Annotated in this window: 20 protein-coding genes and 1 pseudogene; 16 read left to right on the forward strand and 5 right to left on the reverse strand. The window is 67.4% G+C overall.

The window, feature by feature from the left end; translation table 11 throughout:
- Positions 1–5: 5 nt before the first annotated feature.
- The 3 genes from UAJ10_RS25770 (at position 6) to UAJ10_RS25780 (ending at position 5,584) form a co-directional block, all read left to right on the forward strand.
- Complete coding sequence (locus tag UAJ10_RS25770; RefSeq protein ID WP_322918170.1) at positions 6–2,012, forward strand: acetyl/propionyl/methylcrotonyl-CoA carboxylase subunit alpha; 2,007 nt, start codon at positions 6–8, stop codon at positions 2,010–2,012.
- A 5-nt stretch (positions 2,013–2,017) separates the two neighbouring features.
- Positions 2,018–4,168: a methylmalonyl-CoA mutase gene (gene scpA, locus UAJ10_RS25775; protein ID WP_322918172.1), complete on the forward strand. Its 2,151-nt coding sequence runs from the start codon at positions 2,018–2,020 to the stop codon at positions 4,166–4,168.
- Positions 4,169–4,303: 135 nt separating this feature from the next.
- Positions 4,304–5,584, forward strand: coding sequence for a DUF3422 family protein (locus tag UAJ10_RS25780; protein WP_322918173.1), 1,281 nt, complete (start codon positions 4,304–4,306; stop codon positions 5,582–5,584).
- Between the two features lie 46 nt (positions 5,585–5,630).
- Here the strand turns inward: UAJ10_RS25780 and UAJ10_RS25785 are convergent, their stop codons facing one another.
- The 3 genes from UAJ10_RS25785 to UAJ10_RS25790 all read right to left on the reverse strand — a co-directional run bounded on the left by UAJ10_RS25785 (position 5,631) and on the right by UAJ10_RS25790 (position 7,239).
- On the reverse strand, positions 5,631–5,984 hold the full coding sequence (locus UAJ10_RS25785; RefSeq protein ID WP_322918174.1) for a hypothetical protein: 354 nt from the start codon (positions 5,982–5,984) through the stop codon (positions 5,631–5,633).
- A gap of 191 nt (positions 5,985–6,175) precedes the next feature.
- Positions 6,176–6,391 carry a hypothetical protein gene (locus tag UAJ10_RS29965; protein ID WP_416235405.1) on the reverse strand — a complete coding sequence of 72 codons (216 nt, stop codon included), beginning with the start codon at positions 6,389–6,391 and terminating at the stop codon, positions 6,176–6,178.
- A gap of 2 nt (positions 6,392–6,393) precedes the next feature.
- On the reverse strand, positions 6,394–7,239 hold the full coding sequence (locus UAJ10_RS25790; protein WP_416235406.1) for an NAD(P)-dependent alcohol dehydrogenase: 846 nt from the start codon (positions 7,237–7,239) through the stop codon (positions 6,394–6,396).
- A gap of 356 nt (positions 7,240–7,595) precedes the next feature.
- Between UAJ10_RS25790 and UAJ10_RS25795 the strand changes: the two genes are divergently transcribed.
- The gene (locus tag UAJ10_RS25795; protein WP_322918175.1) at positions 7,596–8,327 is read left to right on the forward strand and encodes a sulfotransferase domain-containing protein; all 732 of its coding nucleotides are present in this window, start codon (positions 7,596–7,598) and stop codon (positions 8,325–8,327) included.
- Between the two features lie 2 nt (positions 8,328–8,329).
- Here the strand turns inward: UAJ10_RS25795 and UAJ10_RS25800 are convergent, their stop codons facing one another.
- Complete coding sequence (locus UAJ10_RS25800; protein ID WP_322918176.1) at positions 8,330–8,734, reverse strand: spore germination protein GerW family protein; 405 nt, start codon at positions 8,732–8,734, stop codon at positions 8,330–8,332.
- A gap of 197 nt (positions 8,735–8,931) precedes the next feature.
- Between UAJ10_RS25800 and UAJ10_RS25805 the strand changes: the two genes are divergently transcribed.
- The 12 genes and pseudogenes from UAJ10_RS25805 (at position 8,932) to UAJ10_RS25860 (ending at position 25,640) form a co-directional block, all read left to right on the forward strand.
- On the forward strand, positions 8,932–10,905 hold the full coding sequence (locus tag UAJ10_RS25805) for a CocE/NonD family hydrolase (RefSeq protein ID WP_322918178.1): 1,974 nt from the start codon (positions 8,932–8,934) through the stop codon (positions 10,903–10,905).
- Between the two features lie 164 nt (positions 10,906–11,069).
- A complete protein-coding gene (locus UAJ10_RS25810; RefSeq protein ID WP_322918179.1) occupies positions 11,070–15,485 on the forward strand; it encodes a CHASE domain-containing protein in 4,416 nt (1,471 codons plus the stop codon).
- A 429-nt stretch (positions 15,486–15,914) separates the two neighbouring features.
- Positions 15,915–16,343, forward strand: a pseudogene (gene cysD / locus UAJ10_RS25815) (sulfate adenylyltransferase subunit CysD); the annotation flags it as partial.
- A gap of 2 nt (positions 16,344–16,345) precedes the next feature.
- Positions 16,346–16,753, forward strand: a complete 408-nt coding sequence (locus tag UAJ10_RS25820) for a phosphoadenosine phosphosulfate reductase domain-containing protein (RefSeq protein WP_322919055.1) — start codon at positions 16,346–16,348, stop codon at positions 16,751–16,753.
- Positions 16,753–18,690, forward strand: a complete 1,938-nt coding sequence (gene cysN, locus UAJ10_RS25825; RefSeq protein WP_322918180.1) for a sulfate adenylyltransferase subunit CysN — start codon at positions 16,753–16,755, stop codon at positions 18,688–18,690. Before UAJ10_RS25820 ends, cysN begins: the two co-directional genes overlap by 1 nt.
- A gap of 191 nt (positions 18,691–18,881) precedes the next feature.
- Positions 18,882–19,946, forward strand: a complete 1,065-nt coding sequence (locus tag UAJ10_RS25830; RefSeq protein ID WP_322918182.1) for an efflux RND transporter periplasmic adaptor subunit — start codon at positions 18,882–18,884, stop codon at positions 19,944–19,946.
- Positions 19,947–20,023: 77 nt separating this feature from the next.
- A complete protein-coding gene (locus tag UAJ10_RS25835) occupies positions 20,024–20,719 on the forward strand; it encodes an ABC transporter ATP-binding protein (protein ID WP_322918184.1) in 696 nt (231 codons plus the stop codon).
- Entirely contained in the window at positions 20,716–21,879 is a 1,164-nt protein-coding gene (locus UAJ10_RS25840; RefSeq protein WP_322918186.1) for an ABC transporter permease, read from the forward strand. Before UAJ10_RS25835 ends, UAJ10_RS25840 begins: the two co-directional genes overlap by 4 nt.
- Before the next feature lie 58 nt (positions 21,880–21,937).
- Positions 21,938–23,152, forward strand: coding sequence for an ABC transporter permease (locus UAJ10_RS25845; RefSeq protein ID WP_322918188.1), 1,215 nt, complete (start codon positions 21,938–21,940; stop codon positions 23,150–23,152).
- Between the two features lie 496 nt (positions 23,153–23,648).
- Positions 23,649–24,161, forward strand: a complete 513-nt coding sequence (flaF, locus tag UAJ10_RS25850; RefSeq protein WP_322918189.1) for a flagellar biosynthesis regulator FlaF — start codon at positions 23,649–23,651, stop codon at positions 24,159–24,161.
- Positions 24,162–24,321: 160 nt separating this feature from the next.
- Positions 24,322–25,053 carry a hypothetical protein gene (locus tag UAJ10_RS25855; RefSeq protein WP_322918190.1) on the forward strand — a complete coding sequence of 244 codons (732 nt, stop codon included), beginning with the start codon at positions 24,322–24,324 and terminating at the stop codon, positions 25,051–25,053.
- Positions 25,054–25,469: 416 nt separating this feature from the next.
- Positions 25,470–25,640 carry a hypothetical protein gene (locus tag UAJ10_RS25860; protein ID WP_322918192.1) on the forward strand — a complete coding sequence of 57 codons (171 nt, stop codon included), beginning with the start codon at positions 25,470–25,472 and terminating at the stop codon, positions 25,638–25,640.
- Positions 25,641–25,694: 54 nt separating this feature from the next.
- Here the strand turns inward: UAJ10_RS25860 and UAJ10_RS25865 are convergent, their stop codons facing one another.
- Complete coding sequence (locus UAJ10_RS25865) at positions 25,695–26,402, reverse strand: putative metalloprotease CJM1_0395 family protein (protein WP_322918195.1); 708 nt, start codon at positions 26,400–26,402, stop codon at positions 25,695–25,697.
- Positions 26,403–26,585: the final 183 nt, after the last annotated feature.

The raw sequence follows: 26,585 nt of genomic DNA on the forward strand, positions 1-26,585 counted from the left end.
CCGCGATGTTTTCAAAAATCCTGATCGCCAACCGGGGCGAGATCGCCTGCCGGGTCATCAAGACGGCACGCCGCATGGGCATCAAGACCGTCGCCGTCTATTCCGAGGCCGACGCCGGCGCCTTGCACGTGCAGATGGCCGATGAGGCCGTGGCCATCGGCGCCGCACCGTCGGCGCAAAGCTACCTGGTGGCCGACCGCATCATCCAGGCCTGCTTGGAAACGGGGGCCGAGGCGGTGCATCCCGGCTATGGCTTCCTGTCGGAAAAGGCCGCGTTCTGCGAGGCGCTGAAGGCCGCCGGCATCGCCTTCATCGGGCCGGACGTCCACGCCATCGGCGCCATGGGCGACAAGATCGAGTCCAAGAAGCTGGCCAAGGCCGCCGGCGTCTCCACCGTTCCCGGCTACCTGGGCGTCATCAAGGACGATGAGGAGGCGGTGCGCATCGCCCACGACATCGGCTATCCGGTGATGATCAAGGCGTCGGCCGGCGGCGGCGGCAAGGGCATGCGCGTGGCCTGGGACGACGCCCAGGTGCGCGAGGGCTTCCGCAGCGCCAGCAACGAGGCGCGCTCCAGCTTCGCCGACGACCGCGTCTTCATCGAGAAGTACGTGACCGAGCCCCGGCACATCGAAATCCAGGTCATGGCCGACGCCCATGGCAACTGCGTCTACCTGGGTGAGCGTGAATGCAGCATCCAGCGCCGGCACCAGAAGGTGATCGAGGAGGCGCCCAGCCCCTTCCTGGACGAGGCGACGCGCCAAGCCATGGGTGAGCAGGCCGTCGCCCTGGCGCAGGCGGTGCAATACCGCAGCGCCGGCACGGTGGAATTCATCGTCGACAAGGACCGCAACTTCTACTTCCTGGAGATGAACACCCGCCTGCAGGTGGAACATCCGGTGACGGAGATGATCACCGGCCTGGACCTCGTGGAACTGATGATCCGCGTGGCAGCCGGCGAAAAGCTGCCCCTGACCCAGGATGATGTGAAACTGACCGGCTGGGCGCTGGAGGCCCGCGTGTACGCGGAGGAGCCGACGCGCAACTTCCTGCCGTCCATCGGCCGCGTCACCCGCTACCGGCCCCCGGCCGAGGGGCCGGGCGCGCAAGAGGACAGCATCGTCCGCGTGGATACCGGCATCCATGAGGGGGGTGAGATCAGCATGTTCTACGATCCCATGATCGCCAAGCTGATCACCTACGGCCCCGACCGCGCCACGGCCATCACCGCCATGGGCGACGCGCTGGACCGCTTCCAGATCCGGGGCGTGGGCCACAACATCAGCTTCCTGGCCGCCCTGGTGGAATCCCGCCGCTTCGGCGAGGGGCGCCTGACCACCAACTTCATCGCCGAGGAGTTCCCCGACGGCTTCCATGGCCGGGAACTGCCGGCCGAGGTGCTGACCCGCCTGCTGGCCATGGCGGCCAGCATCCACCGCACCCGGGTGGAGCGCGACGCCACCATCTCTGGCCAAATGGCGGGGCACCGCCGCGTGGTGCCGGCCAGCTGGGTGGTGCGTTGCGGCCGTGACAATCATCCGGTGGAGGTCACGGCGGTCGACGGCGGCCATGACGTGGCACTGGGCGGCCGGACGTACGCGGTGCGCAACGCGGACTGGCACCCCGGCCAATCGCTGTGGGCCGGCGCCGTGGACGGCCACGCCCTGGCTGTGCAGGTGGACGGCACCGGCATCGGTTACCGGCTGTTCCATGGCGGCGCGGAGCTGGAGGTGCAGGTGCTGACCGCCCGCGCGGCGGAGTTCGCGGCCCTGATGCCCATCAAGGCCAAACCGGACATGTCCAAGTTCCTGCTGTCGCCCATGCCGGGCCTGCTGGTCACCGTGGCGGTCGCCGTGGGTGACGAGGTCAAGGCCGGCCAGGAGCTGGCGGTGGTGGAGGCCATGAAGATGGAAAACATCCTGCGCGCCGAGTCCGACGGCAAGGTCAAGAAGATCGCGGCCGAAAAGGGCACGTCCCTGGCCGTCGACCAGATCATCATCGAGTTCGAGTGACCATCATGAGCGACTTCCCCGAGAAGACCCTGGCCGATTGGCAGCGCCTGGCCGCCAAGGAATTCGGCGCCGACCCCGAAGGCCTGGTGCGCGCCACGCCCGAGGGCATCGCGGTGAAGCCGCTCTACACCGCGGCGGATCTGGAGGGGCTGGAGCTGCAGACCCTACCCGGCTTCGCGCCTTATACCCGGGGTCCCCGGGCCACCATGTACAGCCATCGGCCCTGGACCATCCGGCAGTACGCCGGCTTTTCCACGGCGGAGGAAAGCAACCGCTTCTACAAGGCCAACCTGGCGGCGGGCCAGATGGGCCTGTCGGTGGCCTTCGACCTGGCCACCCACCGCGGCTATGACAGCGACCACCCGCGCGTGGTGGGCGACGTGGGCAAGGCCGGCGTCGCCATCGACAGCGTGGAGGACATGAAGATCCTGTTCGACGGCATCCCGTTGGACAAGATGAGCGTGTCCATGACCATGAACGGCGCCGTGCTGCCGGTGCTGGCCGGCTACATCGTGGCGGCGGAGGAACAGGGTGTCAGCCAGGACAAGCTGTCGGGGACCATCCAGAACGACATCCTGAAGGAGTTCATGGTCCGCAACACCTACATCTACCCGCCCACCCCCAGCATGCGCATCGTGGCCGACATCATCGAGTACACGGCGCTGAACATGCCCAAGTTCAACTCCATCTCCATCAGCGGCTACCACATGCAGGAAGCCGGGGCGACGGCGGTGCAGGAACTGGCCTTCACCCTGGCGGACGGGCTGGAGTATGTGCGGGCGGCGGCGTCCAAGGGGTTGAGGGTCGACCAATTCGCCCCACGCCTGTCGTTCTTCTTCGCCATCGGCATGAACTTCTTCATGGAGGTGGCCAAGCTGCGCGCCGCCCGTCTGCTGTGGGCCAAGCTGATGAAGAAGCATTTCGACCCGCTGGACGCGCGGTCGCTGGCCCTGCGCACCCACTGCCAGACCTCGGGCGTCAGCCTGACGGAGCAGGACCCCTACAACAACGTGGTGCGCACCACCATCGAGGCCATGGCCGCCGTGCTGGGCGGCACCCAGTCGCTGCACACCAACAGCTTTGACGAGGCGCTGGGCCTACCCACGCCCTTCTCCGCCCGCATCGCCCGCAACACCCAGCTGATCATCGCGGAGGAAACGGGCGTGCCCCACGTCGTCGATCCGCTGGGCGGCAGCTATTACGTGGAGAGCCTGACCCACAGCCTGGCCGCCGAGGCCGAGAAGCTGATCGACCAGGTGGAGGGCATGGGCGGCATGACCAAGGCCGTGGACAGCGGCCTGCCCAAGCTGATGATCGAGGAGGCGGCGGCCCGCCGCCAGGCCCGCATCGACCGGGGTGAGGAGGTGGTGGTCGGCGTCAACAAGTACCGGCCGCAGAACCCCGAGCGGGTGGAGGTGCTGGACATCGACAACACCGCCGTGCGCGAGGCCCAGATCGCCCGGCTGAACACCATTCGCGCCAGCCGCGACGACGCGGCGGTGAAGGCCGCGCTGGACGCCCTGTCGCAAGGGGCCGCCGACGGCACCGGCAACCTGCTGGATCTGGCCATCAAGGCGACGCGCGCCCGCGCCACCGTGGGCGAAATCTCCGACGCGCTGGAGAAGGTGTTCACCCGCCACCGTGCCGTCATCCGTTCCGTCAGCGGGGTCTATGGTTCCGCCTATGACGGCGATGAGGGCTTCGCCCGTATCCGCAAGGATGTGGAGGCCTTCGCGGAGGCCGAGGGCCGCCGGCCGCGCATGCTGGTGGTGAAGATGGGCCAGGACGGCCACGACCGGGGCGCCAAGGTCATCGCCACGGCCTTCGCCGACATCGGCTTCGACGTCGACGTGGGCCCGCTGTTCCAGACGCCGGAGGAAGCGGCCCGCCAGGCGGTGGAGAACGACGTGCACGTCATCGGCGTGTCGTCGCAGGCGGCGGGGCACAAGACCCTGGTGCCGGCCCTGATCGACAGCCTGAAGGCGCAGGGTGCCGGCGACATCCTGGTGGTGTGCGGCGGCGTCATCCCGCCGCAGGACTATGACATGTTGTACCAGGCGGGGGCCGCCGCCATTTACGGCCCCGGCACGAACATTCCCACGGCCGCGGCGGAAATCCTGGAGATTTTGCGCAAGCGGCGCCCTGCCGCCGCCTGATCGGCAACCGCCCGAGCCATGCAGCGGGCGAAACACCCTGTGCGCCCGGCGCACAGGGCTGCGCCCTGGCTTGGCGCCCACCCTGTGTTAGCATTCCCCCGGAACTTCGGCTTACGGCGTGAGGGGTAGGGCATCATGGGCATAGAGGCGGATCACCCGCTGCGCGGCGTGCTGATGCAGGAGCTGCACTCCCGCATGGCCATGCCGGTGACGGCGCCGGTGGAGGTCTTCCACGCCACCTACCTCTGCACCCCGGCGGACGGGTCGGCCTGCGCCGGCCGCCTGCTGACCGTGCTGGACGCCCTGCCCTCCCCCAATGCCGAGGCGCCCCGCTATGGCGTCATCGCCACGGCCATAGCCGGCCGGCCGGCCCAGGTGAAGTGGGAGCACCACACCGAATTCCTCAGCGTCAGCGTGGCCATCACCGGCACGGACGGCGCGGAGACCCGCCTGGCGGTGGAAACCCTGCTGGACAGCGTGTTCGGCCCCCTGGGCGCCCAGCGCCTGGCGGCGGTCCACGTGCAGGTGGAGCAGGCGGAGGGCCAGCCCGACCCCGTGGCGCTGGCCGCCCGCTTCCCCACCGGCAGCTGCGCCGGCGCCGTGGTCAATGGCGGCGAGGCCTGGGTGGCGCTGGACTTCCACATCGATGGCGACGGCTACAGCCGCGCCCTGATCCAGAACCGGGGCCTCACCGACGACCGGCTGGGCCGGCTGGTACAGCGCATCCTGGAGATCGAGACCTATCGCGCCGCCGCCTTCCTGGCCTTCCCCCAGGCGCGGGAGACCATGGCGATCCTGACCGACATGGAGCGCCGGCTGGAGGACAGCGTCGGCCGCATCCGCGACAGCAAGACGCCGGCGGAGGATCGCGCCATCCTGGACAGCCTGACCGATCTGGCGGTCGACCTGGGCCATCTGGTGACGCGCAACCGCTGGCGCTTCGGCGCCAGCCTGGCTTATGGCGAGATCGTCAGCGAGCGTCTGGACGAACTGCGGGAAGAGCGCATCCCCGGCCTGCAGCGCGTCGGCCTGTTCCTGAAACGGCGCCTGCGCCCCGGCATCCGCACGGTGGAGGCGGCCGACCGCCTGCAGGGCGAACTGGCCGCCGGCATGGAACGCGCCCAGGCCAGCCTGCGCACCCGCGTGGATGTCGGCCTGTCCAGCCAGAGCGCCACCCTGCTGACCTCGCTGGACCGCAATTCCAGCATGCATGTCCGCATCCAGGAGGCGGTGGAGGCCCTGTCCATCGTGGGCATCACCTACTACCTGGTGTCGCTGGTGGAAAAGGTGATGCACGGCCTGCCGGAGACGGAGGGCTGGCCGTCCACCACCCGCATCGTGGCCATCGCCGTGCCGGTCTGTGCCGGCGTGGTGGCCATCGCGGCCCGCTGGCTGCGGCGCAACGTGCCGCATTGACGGTTTTCCTGACGTTCCCCGAAAAGTCCGGCGACCGTGGCCAGGCCTATTTGGGCGGCGCGTAGCAGGCGACGACGTCAGGACAATTCACCGCCTTGGGCCCCGCCACGGTGCCGGTGTTCTGCGTCTCATCCCGGCTCAAGGCGTCCCCCCGCGAGATCGGCGGCAGCTCCGGCGGGCCGAACATGGCCTTGAGCCGGGCATATTCGGCATCGTGGTAGGCCTGCTCCTCCTCTGGCGTCGGCAGCACTTGCGGGGTGACGATGATGTCACGGGGCAGGTCGTCCCGTTTCAGAGCCGGTGGTGCCGCGGGGCCGGCCGCCGGGCTGTTGGCCGGATTGGCGGCAGGGCTGGCGGGAGTGGCCTGGGCCCATGCCCCGGAAGACAGCGCGGCGATCACACCGGCAAGGATCAATATACCAGGACGCATACGGTCACCGCTTCAGGGCCATTCGATGCCCCTGAGCGTAGTCCGCGCCCGGGACGGCAACAACCGGCGCGCGCCCGACGCAACCTAAATTCCATTTCAGCAAAATAAAGCGGGCGGCGGGAGAGCCCCGCCGCCCGGTATGAGGTCGGAACCGTAATGCCCTAGAAGCCGGCTTCAGCGGTCTTCAGCGACGCCATGTCGATGACGAAACGATACCGCACGTCGCTGGCGACCACGCGGTCATAGGCCTCGTTCACCTGGTTGATGGCGATGGTCTCGATGTCGCTGGTGATGGCGTGCTGGGCGCAGAAGTCCAACATCTCCTGCGTTTCCTGGATGCCGCCGATCAGGGAACCGGCCAGGCTGCGGCGGCCCATGATCAGGGGAAGGCGCCCACTGGCACCTGCTCCTCCGGCACGCCCACCACGACCAGGGCGCCGTCGACCTTCAGCAGCCCCAGATAGGCGTTCCAGTCGATGGGCGCCGACACCGTGTTGATGATCAGGTCGAAGGTGCCCGCCAGCTTGGTGAAGGTCGCCTCATCCGACGTGGCGTGGAAATGGTCGGCGCCCAGGCGCCGGCCATCGGCCTCCTTGCGCAGCGATTGGCTCAGCACCGTGACCTCGGCCCCCATGGCGTGGGCCAGTTTCACGCCCATGTGGCCCAGGCCGCCCATGCCGATGATGGCCACCTTCTTGCCCGGGCCGGCCTTCCAATGGGCCAGCGGGGAATAGAGGGTGATGCCGGCGCACAGCAGCGGGGCGGCGGCATCCAGCGGCAGGCTGTCCGGAATGCGCAGGACATAGTTCTCGTCCACCACGATGGTGGTGGAATAGCCGCCCTGGCTCAGCGTCTTGCCGTCACGCTCCACCGCGTTGTAGGTGGCGGTCATTCCCTGGGTGCAGAACTGTTCCAGGCCCTGCTTGCAATAGTCACACTCGCGGCAGCTGTCGACGAAACAGCCGACACCCACCCGGTCGCCCACCTTGTACTTGGTGACGGCCGGGCCGACCTGGGTGACGATGCCGGCGATCTCGTGCCCTGGCACCATGGGGAACAGGCTGCCGCCCCATTCGTCCCGCGCCTGGTGCACGTCCGAATGGCAGATGCCGCAGTACTGGATGTCGATGACCACGTCGTGGTCACGGGGGGCCCGGCGTTCGAAGGTGAACGGCGCCAGGGCCTCCTTGGCCTTATAGGCCGCATATCCCAAGGTCTTGATCACGTCAGCCCCTCTCTGATGGCTTGATCCCGATATGAGGCAGGCTTCCCGATGTCCCCCCCGGTGCGAGCAATCCGCCCCCCGAAGTCCTGCCCGTCGGAAATAGGAAGTCAAGTGACTTAGTTCAACCATCAAGGCCGCGGTGGTACGGGAATTTTTTACCTTGCCGCCCTGCGGCATCTGCCCGAATGCCCCGCCCACGTCACCCGATCGGATGCGACAAAATAACCGTCGCTCCGCGTATAAGTCATAGACGCTAAATCAGTAACAATAAAATTGGCAGCTTGGTTATTGCAATGATGCAAGAGAATGACGAACCCGCAATCATTGACGACAATGTTGCGATTATTTGCGTGGGCATGCCCGGCAGTGCTTCCACCTGGTCATTCAATGTAGTGCGGCAATTGCTGGCCCAGGCTTATGGCGAGTCCGGATTCAAGTCCGACTATGCCAATGATTTGGCGGACTATGTCGGCATCGGGGAGAAGGCCAGGACGCCGGTGGTGCTGAAGACCCACCATCCTGACACCATGATGCAGTTGCGCATCGCGCATGAGGACATCGCCACCATCATCACCCTGCGGGACCCGCGCGACTGTGTCGCCTCGCTGATGCGGCGCTTTGATCAGCCGTTCAACGAGGCCTTCGCCTATGTGTTGCGCAGCGTGCGCCGGGTGCAGGCCTGTGTCGCCCAGGGCCGGCGCACCCTGGTGTTCCGCTACGAGGACGGTTTCCACGACCATCCGGACTCGGTGGCCCGCATCGCCGCATTTATCGGCGTGACGGTGCCTGACACGGCGCTGCTCACCATTCACGAAGGTCTGCGCACCCGAACGGTGGAGCGAACCCTGGCGCAGTTGGAGGATACCGGCCGCTTCGTGGAAAACGCCGGAAGCGACGCCCATCCCAACCTTTACGACCCCGTCACCCACTGGCACAGGAGCCACATCGGTGACGGCGCCGTGGGCAAGTACAAGACCCTGCCGGACCGGGCGCGGTCCCTCATGGACAACGCCTTCTGGTCCTTTCTGGCGGCCTACTATCTGCCGCCGGAGATGGCGCCGGACATGGCGCCCCCGGCCACGGCGTGAGGTCAGGCGTCGGCGGTGGCCGGCATCGGTGCCGCCGGGACGACCGGTGTCGCCTCAGCCTGCTGCGGCGCGCGAGGCCCGCGCATCTTGCTGACCATGGCGGTCACATGCTCCGCTGCGGCCTTGGTGGTCTCCGGCGCGATGGGGTGGAAGGTCACCTTGCCGTCCTGCACCACCAGCACGGCGGCGGGAATGACACCGCCCCCGCCCCCGCCGCCCACGGCCTCACCCCAGACGCTGCCGCCGTAGACGCCGACACCGAAGGTGGTGATGTTGACCGGCACGATCAGGCCGCCGGGGATTTCCACCGGCGCGCCCAGGACCCCCTTTCCCAGGATGGTCTCGAACTCCGTCAACAGGTCCTGGGTCAGGGTCTTGGTGGGATCGGCAAAGGGATTGAGCAGCATGGTGAGGAACCTCCTTGTTGCGGCGCAACACTATCATGGCGCGCATCATCATGGAATAATTCCACTTAAAGAGTCCGCATCCCTTTCTGTAACAGTTCCGTTACCGAACGCCATTTGACCCGCCAGCCTACCCCGGTATCGTCATGCCGCCCACGGCAGCCGTGGGCCAAGGGGATATCGGATAAAGGGGCAAGGTCATGGCGTGGTTCAAGGTGGGACGAACGGCCGGCGGGTTGGCCCGCGCCGGCGCGGGCATGGGTATCGGCGTGCTGCTGGCCACGACGGCCCTGGCGCAGACGGCGCCGCAGCCGTCGCCGGCCACCCCCTACCTGGCGCCCGACATCCCGGCCAAGGTCGATAGCACCATCCAGGGCGCCGACTACATCAAGCGCGACGTCATGATCCCCATGCGCGACGGGGTGAAGCTGCACACCGTCATCGTCATCCCCGTGGGTGCCAAGGGCGCGCCCATCATGCTGACGCGCACCCCCTACAACGCCACCAAGCGCGCCCGGCGGTCCACCAGCCCGCACATGCAGGCGACGCTGGCGATGGGGGATGAAAGCTTCGTGGCCGAGGGTTACATCCGCGTCTTCCAGGACATCCGCGGCAAGTACGGTTCGGAGGGCGACTATGTCATGACCCGGCCCCTGCGCGGTCCCCTGAACGACAGCGAGGTCGACCACGCCACCGACGCCTACGACACCATCGACTGGCTGGTGAAGAACGTGCCGGAGAGCAACGGCAAGGTCGGCATGGTCGGCTCCTCCTACGAAGGGTTCACGGTGCTGATGGCGCTGGTGAACCCGCACCCGGCACTGAAGGCCGCCGTGCCCATGAGTCCCATGGTCGATGGCTGGAAGGGTGACGACTGGTTCCACAATGGCGCCTTCCGCCAGACCAACTTCGACTATTTCCAGCACCAGACGACGGTGAGGGGCGAAGGCGGCGACATCCCGCGCGGCATCTACGACGACTACGACGCCTTCCTGCGCGCCGGCTCCGCCGACGGCTTCGCCCGGCAATACGGGCTGGAGCAGCTGCCCTACTGGCACAAGCTGGTCGAGCACCCGGCCTATGACGCCTATTGGCAGAACCAGGCGTTGGACGTGATCCTGGGCGCCCGCACCCCCACTGTGCCCACCATGGTCGTGGCCAGCCTGTGGGATCAGGAGGACATGTACGGGGCTGTCCACACCTATGAGGCGATCGAGCCCAAGGACACGAACAACACCCTGAACTACCTGGTGCTGGGCCCCTGGCGCCACAGCGGCGTGAACTACGACGGCAGCACCCTGGGCCCGCTGAAGTTCGAGGGCGACACCGCCCTGGATTTCCGCCGCAACACCATGCTGCCCTTCCTTGATGAGCACCTGAAGGACGGCGCGCCCAAGGCCGATACGCCGCCGGTGCTGGTGTTCGAAAGCGGCACCAACGTCTGGCGCCGTTTGCAGAAGTGGCCGACGTCCTGCGCCACCGGCTGCGCCGCCACGCCCAAGCCCCTGTACCTGCAGGCCAACGGCGGCCTGGGCTTCACCGCCCCGGCCAAGGGCGGTCCCGCCTATGACGAGTATGTCTCCGATCCGGCCAAGCCGGTGCCCTATGTGCCGCGCCCGGTGCGCTTCGGCGATGGCGACGCCTGGAAGCGCTGGCTGGTCACCGACCAGCGGGCCGTGGCCGACCGCACCGACGTGCTGGTCTACACCAGCGATGTGCTGACCGCGCCGATGAAGATCAGCGGCGCGCCGGTGGTGAATCTCTACGCCTCCACCTCGGGCACCGACAGCGACTGGGTGGTGAAGCTGATCGACGTCTACCCCGATGAGGTGCCGTCGCAGCCGGAGATGGGCGGCTATCAGCTGGCCGTGGGCATGGACATCTTCCGCGGCCGCTATCGCGACAGCCTGGAACACCCCACCGCCATCCCGGCGGACAAGGTGCAGCGCTATCGCTTCGAGCTGCCCAACGCCAACCACGTCTTCCTGCCCGGCCACCGCATCATGGTGCAGGTGCAGTCCAGCTGGTTCCCGCTGTACGACCGCAACCCGCAGACCTTCGTCGACAACATCTTCCTGGCCAAGCCGGGCGACTATCGCAAGGCGACGCAGCGCGTCTTCCATCAGGGCGCGCAGGCCAGCTTCATCGACCTGCCGGTGGTGCCCGCCAACTAGGGGACGAAGCCACCCGTCAAGCCGATGTTTCAAGCCGGGCGGCCAACGCCCGGCTTATTTTTTCTCTCCCCGATTGCACAGCTTCTATCACCCGGCCCATGCCGTTAGACTTGCCGGTCATGAGGGGTGCGGGCGATGGCGCGCACGTGAAGACAGGCGGCGTCATGCGTCCACTCCCGGGGCACGCCCTGGCGACTTCGTTCAAGGTCCTGCTCCTGGCGGCGGCATATCTGGGCACGGCACGCCTGGGCTTGGCCCTGGCCAGCCTGAGCGAGAGCGCCAGCCCGGTATGGCCCGCCTCCGGCCTGGCCGTGGCGGGCCTGCTGATCTTCGGTCGGGGCGCCTGGCCCTTCGTCCTCATCGGCGCCTTCATCGCCAACCTGCTCACTCCCGGCGTGGGGCCCCTGACGGCAGCCTTCATCGCCCTGGGCAACACGGGTGAGGCGGCGCTGGGCGCCCTGCTGTTCACGCGCATCGACGGCATCGACAAGGAGAGGCTGCAGGTTTCCCGCGCCGCCGCCCATGGCTTGGCCGCCATCCTGGCGCCCGTCTGCAGCGCCACCGTCGGCGTCAGCGCCTTGCTGGTGGCGGGCAACCTGTCCTGGGACGTGAACCTTGGTGCCATCTGGATCACCTGGTGGACGGGCGACGCGCTGGGCATCCTGATCGTCACCGCCCTGCTGGTGGCCCTGCGGGAAGCCAAGGCCGCCGACTACCGGCCCGCCCACCTATGGACCACGCTGTTCAGCGGCCTGATGCCCGTGCTGGGGCTGACGGTGGCGGCCCTGACCCTGCCCTTCCTGCCCATAGCGCGGACGCTGTTGGGCCCGGCCGCGGCGCTGGGCATCTTCCTGTTGTATCCCGCCATCCTGCTGGCCGCCCGCCGGTACGGCCCGGCGGCGGCCCACCTGGTGGTGCTGGTGGCGGCCACGGTCTATGTGCTGGGCACGACCGCCGGCATCGGCCCGTTCATGGATGCCACCCTGAACGAAAGCCTGCTGAACATGCAGGCCATGCTGGCCACGTTCGCCCTGACCGCCATTGTCTTTTCCGACATTCCGCCGCAGTCGGCGCGCCTGGGATCCATCGTCTTTCTGGTGGGCTGCCTGGTGGCCACCGGCGTCTTCCAGGACCGGACGGACATCGCCCGCTCCCGCGATGAGGCCCACCTGGGCAAGATCGTGGACAACGCCATGGCGCGCATCCACGAACGCCTGCTGGTCTATTCCAACGCGCTGGAGTCCGGCGCCGCCCTCTACGCCACCGGTCTGCCCGTGGGCCGCGCCCAGTGGCGGGCCTTCGCCAGCACCATCAACATCGATGGCCGCTATCCCGGCATCAACGGCATCGGCGTGGTCTATCCCGTGCCCACCGATGGGCTGGAGGCCTTCCTGGCGCGTGTCCGGGCCGACGGCGCGCCTGACTTCAAGCTGCACGCCGCCTCCACCGAACCGGTGCTGGACGACTTCGCCGACGCGCTGGAATACGACGTCATCACCTATGTCGAGCCGGCGGGCGCCAACGCCGCCGCCCTGGGGCTGAACGTGGCGACGGAAGCCAACCGCCGCGACGCCGCCTTCCGCGCCCGTGACACCGGCCAGCCCGCCATGACCAAGCGCATCATCCTGGTGCAGGACGCGCAGCGGCGGGCCGGCTTCCTCTATTTCATTCCCGTCTACACGCCAGGCAAACCGCTGGACACGGTGGCGCAGCGCCGTCACGCCCTGCAATGCTGGATCTACGCCCCCTTCATCTCCGAGGTGTTCTTCCGCGAGGCGCTGCGCGACAGGGTGGATGAGGTCAACGTCGCCGTGTACGACGGCGGCGAGACGCGGCCCGACGCCCTGCTGTACAGCAAGATCACACCCGACACCCTGGGGGGCCGCTTGGCCGCGCGCGTGGGCCTGAAAACCTCGGGCCTGGGCACCCCGGATCTCGTGAGCCGGGTGGATGAGGGCGGTCACGCCTTGACCTTGGCCTGGTCACGGGCCGCCAGCTTCGCCACCGCCGGCCAGGCGGGGGCCGCGCTGGCCGCGGCCAGCCTGGCCTTCATCTCGCTCATGCTGGCGGCGTTGACCGCCAATTTGCACCTGGTTCGCGCCCGCGCCACGGCCATCGCCGAGGGCATGACGCAGGAACTGAGCACCATCAACGCCAAGCTGATGGCCACTGGCAAGCGCCTGACCCTGGCGACGCGGGCCGGCGGTATCGGCGTCTGGGAATACGATCTGGCGACGCAGGAGCTGGTCTGGGACGAGCGCATGTTCCAGATGTACGGCGTCGACCCGGACACGCCCGGTCCCCTGACCTTCGCCACCTGGCAGTCCCGCTGCCATGCGGAGGATCTGGGCCGCATGCAGGCGGAGGTGCAGGCGGCCGTGCGCGGCGAGGTGCCTTTGGATACGGAGTTCCGCATCCGCCTGCCCGACGGCACCATCCGTCACATCAAAACCAACGGCTTGGTGGAGCGGGACGACCAGGGCCAAGCCATCAAGATCGTGGGCGTGAACTGGGACGTGACGGCCACGCGCGAGAGCGCCCGCGCCCTGGCTGCGGAAAAGCGGCGGGCGGAGGAGGCAAACCGCGCCAAGAACGACTTCCTGGCCAATATGAGCCATGAGGTGCGCACCCCCATGAACGGCGTGGTGGGCATGGTGCAGTTGCTGCTGGACACCAGCGGCCTCACCACCGAGCAGCGCGGCTACGCCGAAACCATCCGCGACAGCGCCGATGCCCTGCTGGGCGTCATCAACGACATCCTGGACATCTCCAAGCTTGAGGCGGGCAAGGTCGACCTGGAGAACCTGTCCTTCGACCTGGGCGACTTGGTGGAGGGGGTGGCCGCCATCCTGGCGCCCCGCGCCCGCGACAAGGGCATCGAGCTGGGCGTGCTGGTGGTGGAGGAGGCGCGGCGGCATTGGCGCGGCGATCCCACCCGCCTGCGCCAGCTGCTGCTGAACCTGGCCGGCAACGCCGTCAAGTTCACCGACCGCGGCTGGGTCAGCGTCATCGTCACCTGTCTGCCCGGCACCGCGCCGGGCACGCGGCGCCTGCGCTTCGCCGTGCAGGACACCGGTATCGGCCTCAGCGACGAGCAGTCCCGGCGCCTGTTCCAGAAGTTCACCCAGGCGGATGCGAGCGTCACCCGCCGCTTCGGCGGCACCGGCCTGGGCCTGGCCATCTGCAAGCAGCTGGTGGAGCTGATGGGCGGCGACATCGGGGTGGAGAGCACGCCGGGCCAGGGATCCCTGTTCTGGTTCGAATTGCCGCTGGCCCCGGCGGAACCGGCCGACGCGCCCCTGCCCTCGCTGGAAAGCGTGCGCGGCCGCCACGCCCTGGTGGTCGACGACCTGGCCATGAACCGCCTGATCCTGACCCACAACCTCAGCTTCGACCTGGGCCTGCGCGTGGACGAGGCGCCGGACGGGGAAACCGCGCTGGCGCGCCTGTGGTCGGCGGCGGGGGGCGACGACCCCTATGACATCCTGCTGATCGACAACCGCATGCCTGGCCTGAACGGGCCCGAGGTGGTGGCGCGGGTGCGCGCCGACGCCCGGTTCCAGGATCTGCGCGTCATCCTTGTCAGTTCCATCGAACCGGACCAGCCAACGGTCGATGCCCGCTACGACGCCCTGCTGGCCAAGCCGGTGCGCCGCCTGTCCTTGAACGAGGCGGTGGCGCGCGCCTTCGGCTGCCTGATACCGCCCTGCGCGCCCCAGCCGGCGGCGGAACCGGAAACGGCGCCGGGCGGCCAGGGTCGCCGTGTGCTGGTGGTGGAGGACAACCCCACCAACCAGGCGGTGGCGAGCCTGATGCTGCGCAAGGCCGGGTACGTGGTCACCGTTGTGGAGGACGGCGCGCAGGCGGTGGCGGCCTGCGCCCGCGACCGCTACGACATCGTGCTCATGGACGTGCAGATGCCGGTGATGGACGGTATGGAGGCCACGCGCCGCATCCGGGCGGCGGAGGCGGCGGAAGGCCGGGCCCGAACCCCCATCCTGGCCATGACCGCCAACGCCATGACGGGAATGAGCGCCGACTATGCCGCCGCCGGCATGGACGATTGCGTCTACAAGCCCTTCCGCCAACAGCAAATTCTGCAGGTGGTGGACGATTGGTCCCGCGCCAAAGGCTCCGCCACCGCCGGGATGGAGGCCCCCGCCCCCGAGCCGGTTGCGACGCCGGAACCGGCGCCGGCGGCCGCGAACGCCGTGGCCGACCTGCCGCTGTTGGAGGAGGGGGTACTGGGCCGCCTGCAGCCGGTGGCGGGCCCCGGCGCGTTTGACCGCCTGGTGCGCGACTTCATCGGCAACGGCGCCAGCCGGGTGGACAGGGTGGCGAGTTTGGCGTCCGCGGACGACAGGACCGACCTGCACGCCTTAGGGCAACAGGCCCACGACCTTATTTCCACGGCCGGAAATTGTGGATTAAGACGGCTGGAGGAGGCGGCGCGTCAGCTACAGTCCGCCTGCGACGCCGGCGACGCCGATCGCGCCCGGGCCCTGGGAGGCCTCATCGGCACCATAGGGCCCCCGTCATGGCAAGCGCTGGGGCGGCGTTTCCTGGAAACAGCGGACTGAGTAGGGCGGGATTAACCGAGGTTTCCCTGGGAATTTCCCCCATTTTGTTCGTTAACGAAAAATACACCGTCAGCGTGTTATTTATTACCCATTCATCCAGGTATTTTTCGCCCCAACAGCAATTCCATAATCGCAATGCCCGCTGTGAAAGTTTCCTTTATACGTCTCTTGACAGGGTATTGAGGAAATAGCCGACCAGCAGCGTGTCCGTTGGCGTGCAACCGCAGGCGGATTAGACTGTTAGCCGTATAAGACGGTGGCCTAGGCGTGACGGACAGAGTGATCGACGTGAAAGACGCGGCAGTGTTGGACAGCATCGTACAGCCCCCCTCCCCCCTTCCCGCAGCGCTTGCAGGCACTCTTTCGGCCCCCCGGCTGACGCATCTCCAACGGCTTGAGGCCGAAAGCATCCACATCCTGCGGGAAGTGGTGGCCGAAACGCAGAACCCGGTGATGCTCTATTCCATCGGCAAGGACAGCGCGGTCATGCTGCACCTGGCGATGAAGGCGTTCTATCCGGCCAAGCCGCCCTTCCCCCTGCTGCACGTGGACACCACTTGGAAGTTCCGCGAGATGATCGCCTTCCGTGACCAGCGGGCGGCCGACCTGGGCCTGGACCTGCTGGTGCACACCAACCCGGAAGGCCTGGCGCGGGGCATCGGCCCCTTCACCCACGGTTCCGCCATCCATACCCAGGTGATGAAGACGGAGGCGCTGAAGCAGGCGCTGGACCGTTATGGCTTCGACGCGGCCTTCGGCGGCGCCCGCCGCGATGAGGAGAAGAGCCGCGCCAAGGAGCGCATCTTCAGCTTTCGCAACGAACAGCACCGCTGGGACCCCAAGAACCAGCGCCCCGAGCTCTGGCAGCTGTACAACGCGCGCAAGAACAAGGGCGAGAGCATCCGCGTCTTCCCCTGTCCAACTGGACCGAGTTGGACATCTGGGAATACATCTACCTGGAAAACATCCCCATCGTACCGCTGTACTTCGCCGCCGAACGCCCGGTGGTGGAGCGTGACGGCGCCCTGATCATGGTGGATGACGACCGCCTGCCGCTGAAGCCCGGCGAGACGCCGCAGATGCGCCGTGTGCGCTTCCGCACCCTAGGCTGCTACCCGCTGACCGGCGCCATCGACAGCGACGCCGACAGCCTGCCCGCCATCATCCGCGAAATGCTGCTGGCCCGCACGTCGGAGCGCCAGGGCCGCGTGATCGACCGCGACGGCGGCGCCTCCATGGAACAGAAGAAGCAGGAAGGGTACTTCTGATGGCCCCCGATACCCCCCTGCCCGAGACGCTGGAGGCGGGCGTGTCCGAGATCGAGCGCTATCTCGCGGCCCAACAGTCCAAGAGCCTGCTGCGCTTCATCACCTGCGGCAGTGTCGATGACGGCAAGAGCACCTTGATCGGTCGCCTGCTGTACGACAGCAAGATGCTGTTCGAGGACCAACTGGCGACCCTGGAGGCCGACAGCCGCAAGGTAGGCACCCAAGGCGGCGACCTGGACTTCGCGCTGCTGGTCGACGGCCTGTCGGCGGAGCGGGAACAGGGCATCACCATCGATGTCGCCTATCGCTTCTTCAACACCGACCGGCGCAAGTTCATCGTGGCCGACACGCCCGGCCATGAGCAGTACACGCGCAACATGGTCACCGGCGCGTCCACCGCCGACCTTGCCATCATCCTGATCGACGCGCGCAAGGGCGTGCTGCCCCAGACGCGGCGCCACAGCTTCCTGGTGTCCCTGCTGGGCATCCGCAAGATCGTGCTGGCCGTCAACAAGATGGACCTGATGGGCTATGACCAGGCCGTTTTCGACCGCGTGGTCGCGGAATACCGTGCCTTCGCCCGCCAGCTGGACCTGACCGACATCCAGGCCATCCCGCTGTCGGCGCTGAGGGGCGACAACGTCACCACCCTGACCGACGCCATGCCCTGGTACCAGGGGCCCACGCTGATCGGCCATCTGGAAACGGTCGAGGTCGCGGACCGGCGCGCCAACCAACCCTTCCGCCTGCCGGTGCAATGGGTGAACCGTCCCAATCTGGACTTCCGCGGCTATGCCGGCACCATCGCCGCCGGCACCGTGCGCCCCGGCGACCGCATCCGCGTCCTGCCGTCGGGGCAGGAAAGCCGGGTGGCCCGCATCGTCACCCATGACGGCGACCTGCCCCTGGCCGTTGCCGGCCAATCCGTCACCCTCACCCTGACGGACGAGATCGACATCAGCCGTGGCGACATCATCTCCACCCTGGATGAGGCCGCCGAGGCGGCCGACCAGATGGAGGCGACTCTGGTGTGGATGTCGGAGGCGCCGCTGCTGCCCGGTCGCCCCTACATCCTGAAGCTGGGCGCCAAGTCGGTGCCGGCCACCGTGGCGACGCTGAAGCACAAGATCAACGTCAACACCCTGGAACAGCTGGCGACCAAGACGCTGGCCCTGAACGAGGTGGGGCTGGCGACCTTGAGCCTGGACCAGGCCGTCGCCTTCGACGTCTATCGCAACAATCGCGACACCGGCGGTTTCATCCTCATCGACCGCCTGACCAACGAGACGGTGGCCGCCGGCCTCATCCGCTCCGCCATCGTGCGCACCGTGCCCTGGCAGGTGCTGGACGTGGACAAGCGCGCCCGCTCGCAGATGAAGGGCCAGCGTCCGCGCGTGCTGTGGTTCACCGGCCTGTCCGGCGCCGGTAAATCCACCATCGCCAACCTGGTGGAAAAGAAGCTCCACGCCCACGGCCGCCACACCATGCTGCTGGATGGCGACAATGTCCGCCACGGCCTGAACCGCGACCTGGGCTTCACCGACGCCGACCGGGTGGAAAACATCCGCCGCGTGGCCGAGGTGTCCAAGCTGATGGTCGATGCCGGGCTGATCGTCCTGGTCTCCTTCATCTCCCCCTACCGGGCGGAACGACGCATGGCGCGTGAACTGCTGGGCCCGGGCGAGTTCCTGGAGGTGTTCGTGGACACGCCCCTGGCCGTGGCCGAGGGCCGCGACGTGAAAGGCCTGTACGCCAAGGCGCGCGCCGGCAAGATCCCGAACTTCACCGGCATCGACAGCCCCTATGAGCCGCCGGAGTCGCCCGACGTGCGCATCGACACCCAGGCCATGACCGCCGAGCAGGCGGCCAACCACATCTTCACGCTGCTGTCCCGCTTCGATGAGGATGCCGACCTGGTGGACGGCGCCGCCATCTGACGACGACCGCTTGTTCCTGAACGACGGGCCGGCCGGAGCGATCCGCCGGCCCGTCGTCATTTCTGGCCCCTTCGCGCCCCCACGAAGTGGCCCTCGCCCGCACCCCGCCTTTCAGATCAACCATTTGTGGTGCGGCAGCGCGCCTCACGCGCTATGATGCCATTAGGGATTGTGTCAGTCGGGGGGCTGAGGTGCAGCGGGACAAAGCGGAGCTTTTGCGGTCCATCGCCATTGATCGGGCGGCGCCACCACCGGCGCGGCAAGGCGGTGGTGGTGGGCGGGGCCTCGTGCTGGGCCTGGGCGCCGGTGCCGCCGTCGTGGTGATCGCCGTTGGGGTGACCTGGTCCACCGGCCTGCTGAACCGTTTCGGCGGTGCCGATTCGGCGCCGGCGGCCGTCTCCGCCAAGCCCGCGCCCACCGCCGCCAATCCGGCCCAGCCGACGCCCGCCGCCCCGGTTTCCGAGGTGCGTAGCGGCAACCTCATCGGTTCCGGCTACGTCGTGGCGCGGCGGGTGGCCACGGTCTCCGCCGATGTCACCGGCCGGGTGCGCGAGGTCCTGGTGCAGGAAGGCATGCTGGTGCAAAAGGGCCAGGTTCTGGCCACGCTGGACGACGTGCTGGCCCGCAGCGACCTGGATCTGGCCCGGGCCCGCCAGGCCTCGGCCGAGGCCGCCGTGGTCGCGAACCAGGCGGATCTGGTGGACGCGGAAAAGACGCTGGAGCGCACGCGCGCCCTGACCGGCCGGCAATTCTCCAGCGAGGCCGACCTGATCAAGGCGGACGCCCGCGCCGCCTCGCTGCGCGCCCAGCTGGTGAAATCCAAGGCCGACGTGAACGCCGCCCGCGCCACCGTCGCCTACGACGCGGAGATGGTGGACCGCTACCAGGTCCGCGCGCCCTTCACCGGCGTGGTCACGGAAAAAAATGCCCAGCCCGGCGAAATCATCTCCCCCATGTCGTCCGGCGGCTTCACCCGCACGGGCGTGTGCACCCTGGTGGACATGGACAGCCTGGAATTCGAGGTGGAGGTGAACGAGGCCAACATCGCCCGCGTCCGCCCCGGCCAGAAGGTGGAGGCGACGCTGGACGCCTACCCCGACTGGAAGGTGCCGGCCTCGGTCCTGGCCATCATCCCCACCGCCAGCCGGGAGAAGGCCACGATCAAGGTGCGCGTGGCCATCGCGGTCAAGGATCCCCGCATCCTGCCCAACATGGCGGCCAAGGTGACCTTCCTGAACGAGGGCAAAGGCGCCTGATCAGGCGCGCCCGGCCATCCCCATCCCCATAGTCCCCATCACCACCGTCCCACGACCATTATCGGGAGCCTGAGGCCATGACGGGCCAGACGCTGATCCACCTGCAGGACGTTTCCAAGCGGTTCGTGAAGGGCAAGGACACCATCACCATCTTCGACCACCTGGGCCTCAGCATCCCCGCCGGCGACTTCGTGGCGGTGATGGGGCCCAGCGGCTCGGGCAAGACCACCTTGCTGAACCTGCTGGGCGGCATCGACCAGCCCACGGAGGGCAGCATCACCTTCGACGGCGGCCGGGTGGACACGCTGACGGAGGGGCAGCTGGCCGGCTGGCGCGCCCACAATGTCGGCTTCATCTTCCAGTTCTACAACCTGATGCCCACCTTGTCGGCGGCGCGGAACGTGGAACTGCCCCTGCTGCTCACTTCCTTTGGGCGGGCGGAGCGCAAGCGGCGGGTGGAGGCGGCGCTGAGCCTGGTGGGTCTGGCGGAGCGGGCGGACCATTATCCGCGCGAGATGTCGGGCGGCCAGCAGCAGCGCGTGGCCATCGCCCGCGCCCTGATCTCCGACCCCAAGCTGCTGTTGTGCGACGAGCCCACCGGCGACCTGGACCGCACCACGGCGGACGAGATCCTGGCCATGCTGCGGCTGCTGAACCAGGAGATGGGCAAGACCATCGTCATGGTGACCCATGATCCGGAGGCGGCCAAATACGCCCGCCGCACCCTGCACCTGGACAAGGGCCGCTTCACCGAGCGGGAGCTGGTGGCATGAGCGACCTTTACCTGCTTTGGCGCAACCTGTTCCGCCGCAAGCTGCGCACCTTCCTGATGATGCTGGCCATCTTCGTGGCCTTCGTCATCTATGGCGTGCTGGGCAGCATCCACTACGCCTTCGAACACGGCGTGGACTCGTCGGCCGACAACCGCCTGGTGGTGGTGAACAAGATCACCTTCATCCAGCCCCTGCCCTATTCCTACGTCGGCAAGATCGCGGCCATCAAGGGGGTGAAGAACGTCACCTTCGCCAACTGGTTCGGCGGCTATTACCAGGACGCGCGCAACCAGATCGGCACCTTCGCCGTCGATCCCGAAAGCTATCTGCGGATCTATCGTGACGACCTGCGCATCGATCCCGCCCAGCGCGACGCCTTCATCCACGACCGCACCAGCATGGTGGTGGGCGAGGCCATCGCCAACAAGTATGGCTGGAAGGTGGGCGACCGCATTCCCCTCAATTCCAACATCTTCACCAACAAGGCCGACGGCAGCCATACCTGGGAACTGACCGTGGCCGGCATCGCCTATGCGGCGAAGGAATCCTTCAACACCAGCTTCATCATCTTCCAGTACGAAAACTTTAATGAAAGCAAGACCTTCGGCAAGGACACGGTGGGCTGGATCACACTGGAGACGGACAGCGCCGCGGTGAATGAGACGGTGGCCGCCACCATCGACGAATTGTTCGCCAACTCCACCGCGGAGACCAACACCCAGTCGGAAAAGGCGTTCGGCAAGGCCTTCCTGGCCCAGCTGGGCAACATCGCCCTGATCATCACCCTGGTGGTGGGGGCGGCCTTCGCCACCATCCTGATGATCGTGGGCAACACCATGGTGATGGCGGTGCGCGAGCGCACCAAGGAGATCGCCGTGCTGAAGACCCTCGGCTTCCCCTCCTGGCGCATTTGGCGCCAAGTGCTGGGGGAATCCGTGCTGCTGTCCCTGCTGGGCGGCGTGCCCGGGCTGGTCGTGGCCGGCTTGCTGGTGACGGTGCTGTCCAAGGCCGCGTCGGGCGCCATTCCCGGGTTGGCCCTAACCCTGCCCGTCGCCGGCCTGGGCCTGGCCTTCATGCTGCTTCTCGGGGTGGTCACCGGCTTCCTGCCGGCCTGGAACGCGCTGCGCCTGAACATCGTCACCGCCCTGGGACGCCTGTGATCCGCCAGCCCCGCTGGTTCGCTTCGCCCCGCTGGTTCGCTTGGTAGGAAACAACGTCATGCGCGTGTTCAACGAGATCGCGGTGGTCACCACCATCTGCATCAAAAGCATCCCGCAACGCTTCTGGGCCTCCTTCTCCACGGTGGTGGCGGTGGGACTGGTGGTGACCGTGCTGCTGGCCTTCCTGGCCATGGCCGCCGGCTTCCAGCAGACCCTGCGCGGCACGGGCACAAAGGACATGGCCATCCTGATGCGGGCGGGATCGCAGGCGGAGCTGAACAGCGGCGTAACCCGCGACCAGGCGCGCCTGATCGAGGAAGCGCCGGGGGTCATGAAAGACGCGGACGGCAAACCCCTCGTGTCGCCCGAACTCTACGTCATCGTCGATGGCGTCAAGAAGACGGCCGTGCCGGCCGACGGCGACCTGAAGAAGGCCCCCCGGTCCAACCTCACCCTGCGCGGCCTGGGGCCCGCCGGCATCGCCGTGCGGCCCGGCCTGAAGATCGTGGAAGGCCGCGCGTTCAAGCCTGGCACCAATGAGCTGATGGTGGGCCGCGCCCTGCAGAAGGACTTCGCCGGCCTGAACGTGGGGGACACCGTCAAGCTGGGCACCAGCAGCTGGCTAGTGGTGGGCGTCTTCGAACTGGGCGGCAGTGTCTTTGAATCCGAATTGTGGGGCGACACGCCGGAGGTGCAGGACCTGTTCCACCGGCAGAACGTCTTCCAGTCCATCCGCGCCCGCCTGACGGGTCCCGACGCCCTGAAGGCCCTGTCGGACTATGCCACCAACGACCCGCAGCTGAAGCTGGACGTGACGACGGAGGCCGACTATTACGCCCAGCAGGCCAGCCGCACCTCCGACCTGATCCAGAAACTGGGCTGGCCGCTGGCTATCGCCATGGCCTTCGGTGCCCTGGCCGGCGCCCTGAACACCATGTACAGCTCGGTGGCGGCCCGCGCGCAGGAGATCGCCACCCTGCGCTGCATCGGTTTCAGCGGCACCTCCTCCTTCATCGGGACGCTGCTGGAAAGCCTGGTGCTGGCGCTGGTGGGCGGCATCGTCGGCACGCTGGTCACCTGGGTGCTGTTCGATGGGCTGACAGGCTCCACCTTGGGCGCCAGCTTTTCCCAGATCGTCTTCACCTTCCACCTGACACCGGCGGTCGCCCTGCAGGGCATCATCCTGGCCCTGGTGGTGGGCCTGGTGGGCGGCGTATTCCCGGCCTGGCGCGCGGCGCGCATTCCCATCGTGGAAGCCTACGGCACGCCTTGAACCCCACCCCCGGCGCGGGGTGGAGTGCCCTTTGGGCGTGGGCTTCAAAATATCTTTACCTTTTTACCTTAATAACCTCTCTCGAAGACCGGCGCCGGCCGCCAGCCCATTCCTGGCCCACCCCTTGCAACATAGGAGGTGCAGGGCCCCCGGAAGGGGCGCAGGCCGGCATTTGTTGCCGGGTTGCTGGTCCCAAATGAGTATGGGATACTTGCAAGTCGGCATTATTGGCATACGCCTCGTGAGTGGAGCCCCACCCAGGGTAGCCATAAAGAGGTAGCCAGTAATGCGGAACCGCCTCGGTGGGCGGTCGGGAGTGAGAGGGCCCGGAGGCGTTCCCTAGAGGATGGGACCCTTCCGGTGAAGGTAGAGGACGGCATCGGCACCGTCCCGTCCGTCGTTGACCAGCCTGCGGGAACATCCCCTGGGCCGGCACGCCGGACGGTGTCGCGGACCCGCCGCCCGGAAACGAGTTAGCCAGGGATCACGTGATCTGATGAAGCCTTCGGCCGGATATACCAACCGTCCCGCGTCGGACAATCCCCGCGACATCGAAGCCTGGGGCCTGACGGAAGCTGCGCGCCGGCTGATGCTGGCGGCGCAAACGCCCGAGAATCCCGAACCCCTGCGCCAGGCGCTGTCATTGAACCAGCGCCTGTGGACCATCTTCCAATCCTCGATGGCGGAGCCGGACTGCCCCCTGCCTAAGGATTTGCGCGAGAAGATCCTGGTGTTGTCCCTGATCGTTGATCGCCAGACCTTCGAGCGGCTGGGCGACCTGGACGTCACCAAGCTGCACTCGCTGATCGATATCAATCGCAACATCGCCGCCGGCCTGTCGCAGCGTCCTGTCGACGCGACGTCGGCCGCTCCCGCCCCCGCGCCCGCCGGAATGGCCCCGCGCGCGCCCATGATGGCCCCGCCGGCCGCCGGCCCTGGGGCGCAGCGTCCCGGCATGGCCCCGGGTGTGGCGGCGGGTGGTGTGGGCAAGTTCAACATATCGATCTAAACGGACAGTGGCGCCAAAGCGGGCGCGAAAAATGAGACGCCGCGACGGTTATCACCGGAAATATATTGCATTTTATGCTTTCATTCCGCAGACTGCTGCAAGGTAGTTAGGACCACTCTCTCCCGCGTGGATGCGGGAACCGGCAATGGGGATCGTTCCCGTGAGCAACGTCGCAACAACCGCAACCTCGGCCGGCGCCAGCACGAACGCCTCGGTGTTCGCGCAGCTGGCGCAAATCCAGTCGCAGTTGGCGGCCCAGAACGATGCCATCGCCGCCCAGGGCTCGGCCCAAACCTCCAACGCCATCGGCACGCCGCAGGACTTCACCAAGTCGGTGTCGAAGTCGCAATACAACACCGTCGCCTCGGCCACCGACATCGGTACGGTGACCACGGGCCAGACGCGCGTGAACGCCTTCGGCAGCCTTGCCGCCGGGGACCAAGCCGATTACCTCAGTTTCAAGCTGGCCCGCAAAGGCGCCATCAACCTCGGTCAATTGAACCTGGATCAGACCCGGGTTCAGGTCATGACCAAGAGCGGCGTCGTCATGGCGGATAGCGACAGCAAATCCGGCAAGGCGTATGACGCCTACAACGCCATGGTCAACGGCCAGCAGTCGCTGGACTCCGGCACCTATGTGCTGAAGATATCGCGCGCCACCGGCGTCAAGCTGACCCAGCAGGTGAATTACGGTGTCCAGGTCGCCGCCGGCGACTATTCCAAGGACTACACCACTACGATCAAGGCCGCGTCCTCCACGGCGGCGATCTCCTCCAGTGCCGCCGCGATCTCCGGCGCCTTGAGCGATCAGATCACCACCATGAAGAACTGGACCATCGGCCAGACGGGCACGCAGAAGCTGATGGGCAGCATGATGGATCTGTTCGCCTGAGCGGCCCCAAGCCTTCGAAAATCAGTGAGGCCGGTCATCATGGATGGCCGGCTTTTTGATTGGGGCTTGTGGCAACCGTCCGCCAATGACGTCTCAGGTGAGGATCTTGGCAAATGTGTGACGGCCGACACACCTTATAGGTTGAATACGGCAAATGATGGCTGGCACAATACGACTGTGAAACGGCGCCCAGGCGCCCTGCCGAGGAGGTGCATATGCGTAACATCGGTGCCCTTTTGGTGGTTGCGGTTTTGGTGAGCGCCCCCCTTGCCGCCGCTCGCGCCTCGGCCGGCGGCTCATCCCAAGGCGCCGCCGCGTACTGGGGCGCTGGCGGTGCCGCTTCCGCTTCGGGTGGGATCCCGAGTTTTGACGCCTCGCTACCTTACGGGCATCCGCATGCCGTTGAGCCCAAGGGCATGACCGCCGCGACCAAGGCGCGCCTGACCAACGTGGCCCAGCGGGTGGATAGCCTGATCGATCAGCACCAATGCGCCGACGCCGCCACGCTGGCCAAGAATGAAGGCGGCGCCGTCATGGCCGACATGGCGACCAAGATCTGCACGCTGCGGTACAGCGACGCCAAGTAAGGCCGCTCTTTTCGGACGTTCGGCCGGCGACAGCTGTCGCCGGCCGTTCGCGTTTCAGGCGATCAGGGCCAGAGGCTGGGCAGCGGCGGCCTGTGCCGCCTGCACAATACTGGCGTCCAGCGCCCCTTGGCTTTTGCGGTAGGCGGCGGCCCCCTGCCGGCTGGTCACGCCGGTGATGCCCACCCGTCCCGCGTCCGCACCGCCGGAACCCGACGCGCCGCCGCTGGCCGTGTCGCCATTGGCAGCGTCGCCGTTGGTCGGACCGCCACCGGGCTGCGTCTTCTGCTTGGCCTCTTCCCCCTGGGCGGCGACGATGCCGGCCTGGGCCTGTGCGGCCACGGCGCGGTCCTGACCGGAGGGGTCGGCTGGCGCCAAGGCGGCCCGCCGCACCGTTTCCAGCTTGGTGATGGTGGCCTGGGGGTCGCCCTGGATCGAGCCGATGTCGATGGCGACCTCACCCGCCGTGGCATAGTGCTGGCCATCGGGGCCGGTGGTGAAGGTGAAGGATTCCGATCCCGCGTAGGGGCCGCCCGCCGCCTTGTGCGCCGCCTCGTGCGCCCGCACCGCCCGGTCCACGGTCTTGAGCTTGTCAACCTGCTGCTGCTGGGCGTCGCTCAGCTTGGTGCCGCCGCTGGCCGTCCCGTTGACGGCCGTCCCGTTACCGCCCACCGTGGCCCCGCCGGCCTGCTGGCTCAGCGCCTGGCCCCGGACGCTATAGGGCCTGGATGTCTGGCCGGCCGAGCCACCCCCAGGGACAACCACCCCCTGCCCTGCCGCGGCGACGGCAGGGGCTGAACCCGTCAGGGCGCGCGCCCAAACGGGCGAGGCGGAAATGCCACCAAGGGCGGACATGCCGATACGGCCGCATTGATCTTAATAATGCAACCATTTCAGCACCAAGCATATTCCCGCGCAAGGCAAAGCCGTCCGCGTCCCATGCGGGAT

It is taken from the genome of Nitrospirillum guaranorum, assembly GCF_034653275.1.
In the GTDB taxonomy this organism is placed as follows: domain Bacteria; phylum Pseudomonadota; class Alphaproteobacteria; order Azospirillales; family Azospirillaceae; genus Nitrospirillum.

Bases quoted from the DNA above. Each gene is read 5' to 3' on its own strand.
- UAJ10_RS25840 (WP_322918186.1), top strand. From the start codon at position 20,716: ATGAGCGACCTTTACCTGCTTTGGCGCAACCTGTTCCGCCGCAAGCTG.
- flaF (WP_322918189.1), top strand. From the start codon at position 23,649: ATGAAGCCTTCGGCCGGATATACCAACCGTCCCGCGTCGGACAATCCC.
- cysN (WP_322918180.1), top strand. From the start codon at position 16,753: ATGGCCCCCGATACCCCCCTGCCCGAGACGCTGGAGGCGGGCGTGTCC.
- UAJ10_RS25800 (WP_322918176.1), bottom strand. From the start codon at position 8,734: ATGCTGCTCAATCCCTTTGCCGATCCCACCAAGACCCTGACCCAGGAC.
- UAJ10_RS25860 (WP_322918192.1), top strand. From the start codon at position 25,470: ATGACCGCCGCGACCAAGGCGCGCCTGACCAACGTGGCCCAGCGGGTG.
- scpA (WP_322918172.1), top strand. From the start codon at position 2,018: ATGAGCGACTTCCCCGAGAAGACCCTGGCCGATTGGCAGCGCCTGGCC.
- UAJ10_RS25835 (WP_322918184.1), top strand. From the start codon at position 20,024: ATGACGGGCCAGACGCTGATCCACCTGCAGGACGTTTCCAAGCGGTTC.
- UAJ10_RS25845 (WP_322918188.1), top strand. From the start codon at position 21,938: ATGCGCGTGTTCAACGAGATCGCGGTGGTCACCACCATCTGCATCAAA.
- UAJ10_RS25805 (WP_322918178.1), top strand. From the start codon at position 8,932: ATGGCGTGGTTCAAGGTGGGACGAACGGCCGGCGGGTTGGCCCGCGCC.
- UAJ10_RS25780 (WP_322918173.1), top strand. From the start codon at position 4,304: ATGGGCATAGAGGCGGATCACCCGCTGCGCGGCGTGCTGATGCAGGAG.
- UAJ10_RS25795 (WP_322918175.1), top strand. From the start codon at position 7,596: ATGCCCGGCAGTGCTTCCACCTGGTCATTCAATGTAGTGCGGCAATTG.
- UAJ10_RS25810 (WP_322918179.1), top strand. From the start codon at position 11,070: ATGCGTCCACTCCCGGGGCACGCCCTGGCGACTTCGTTCAAGGTCCTG.
- UAJ10_RS25770 (WP_322918170.1), top strand. From the start codon at position 6: ATGTTTTCAAAAATCCTGATCGCCAACCGGGGCGAGATCGCCTGCCGG.
- UAJ10_RS29965 (WP_416235405.1), bottom strand. From the start codon at position 6,391: ATGGGCCGCCGCAGCCTGGCCGGTTCCCTGATCGGCGGCATCCAGGAA.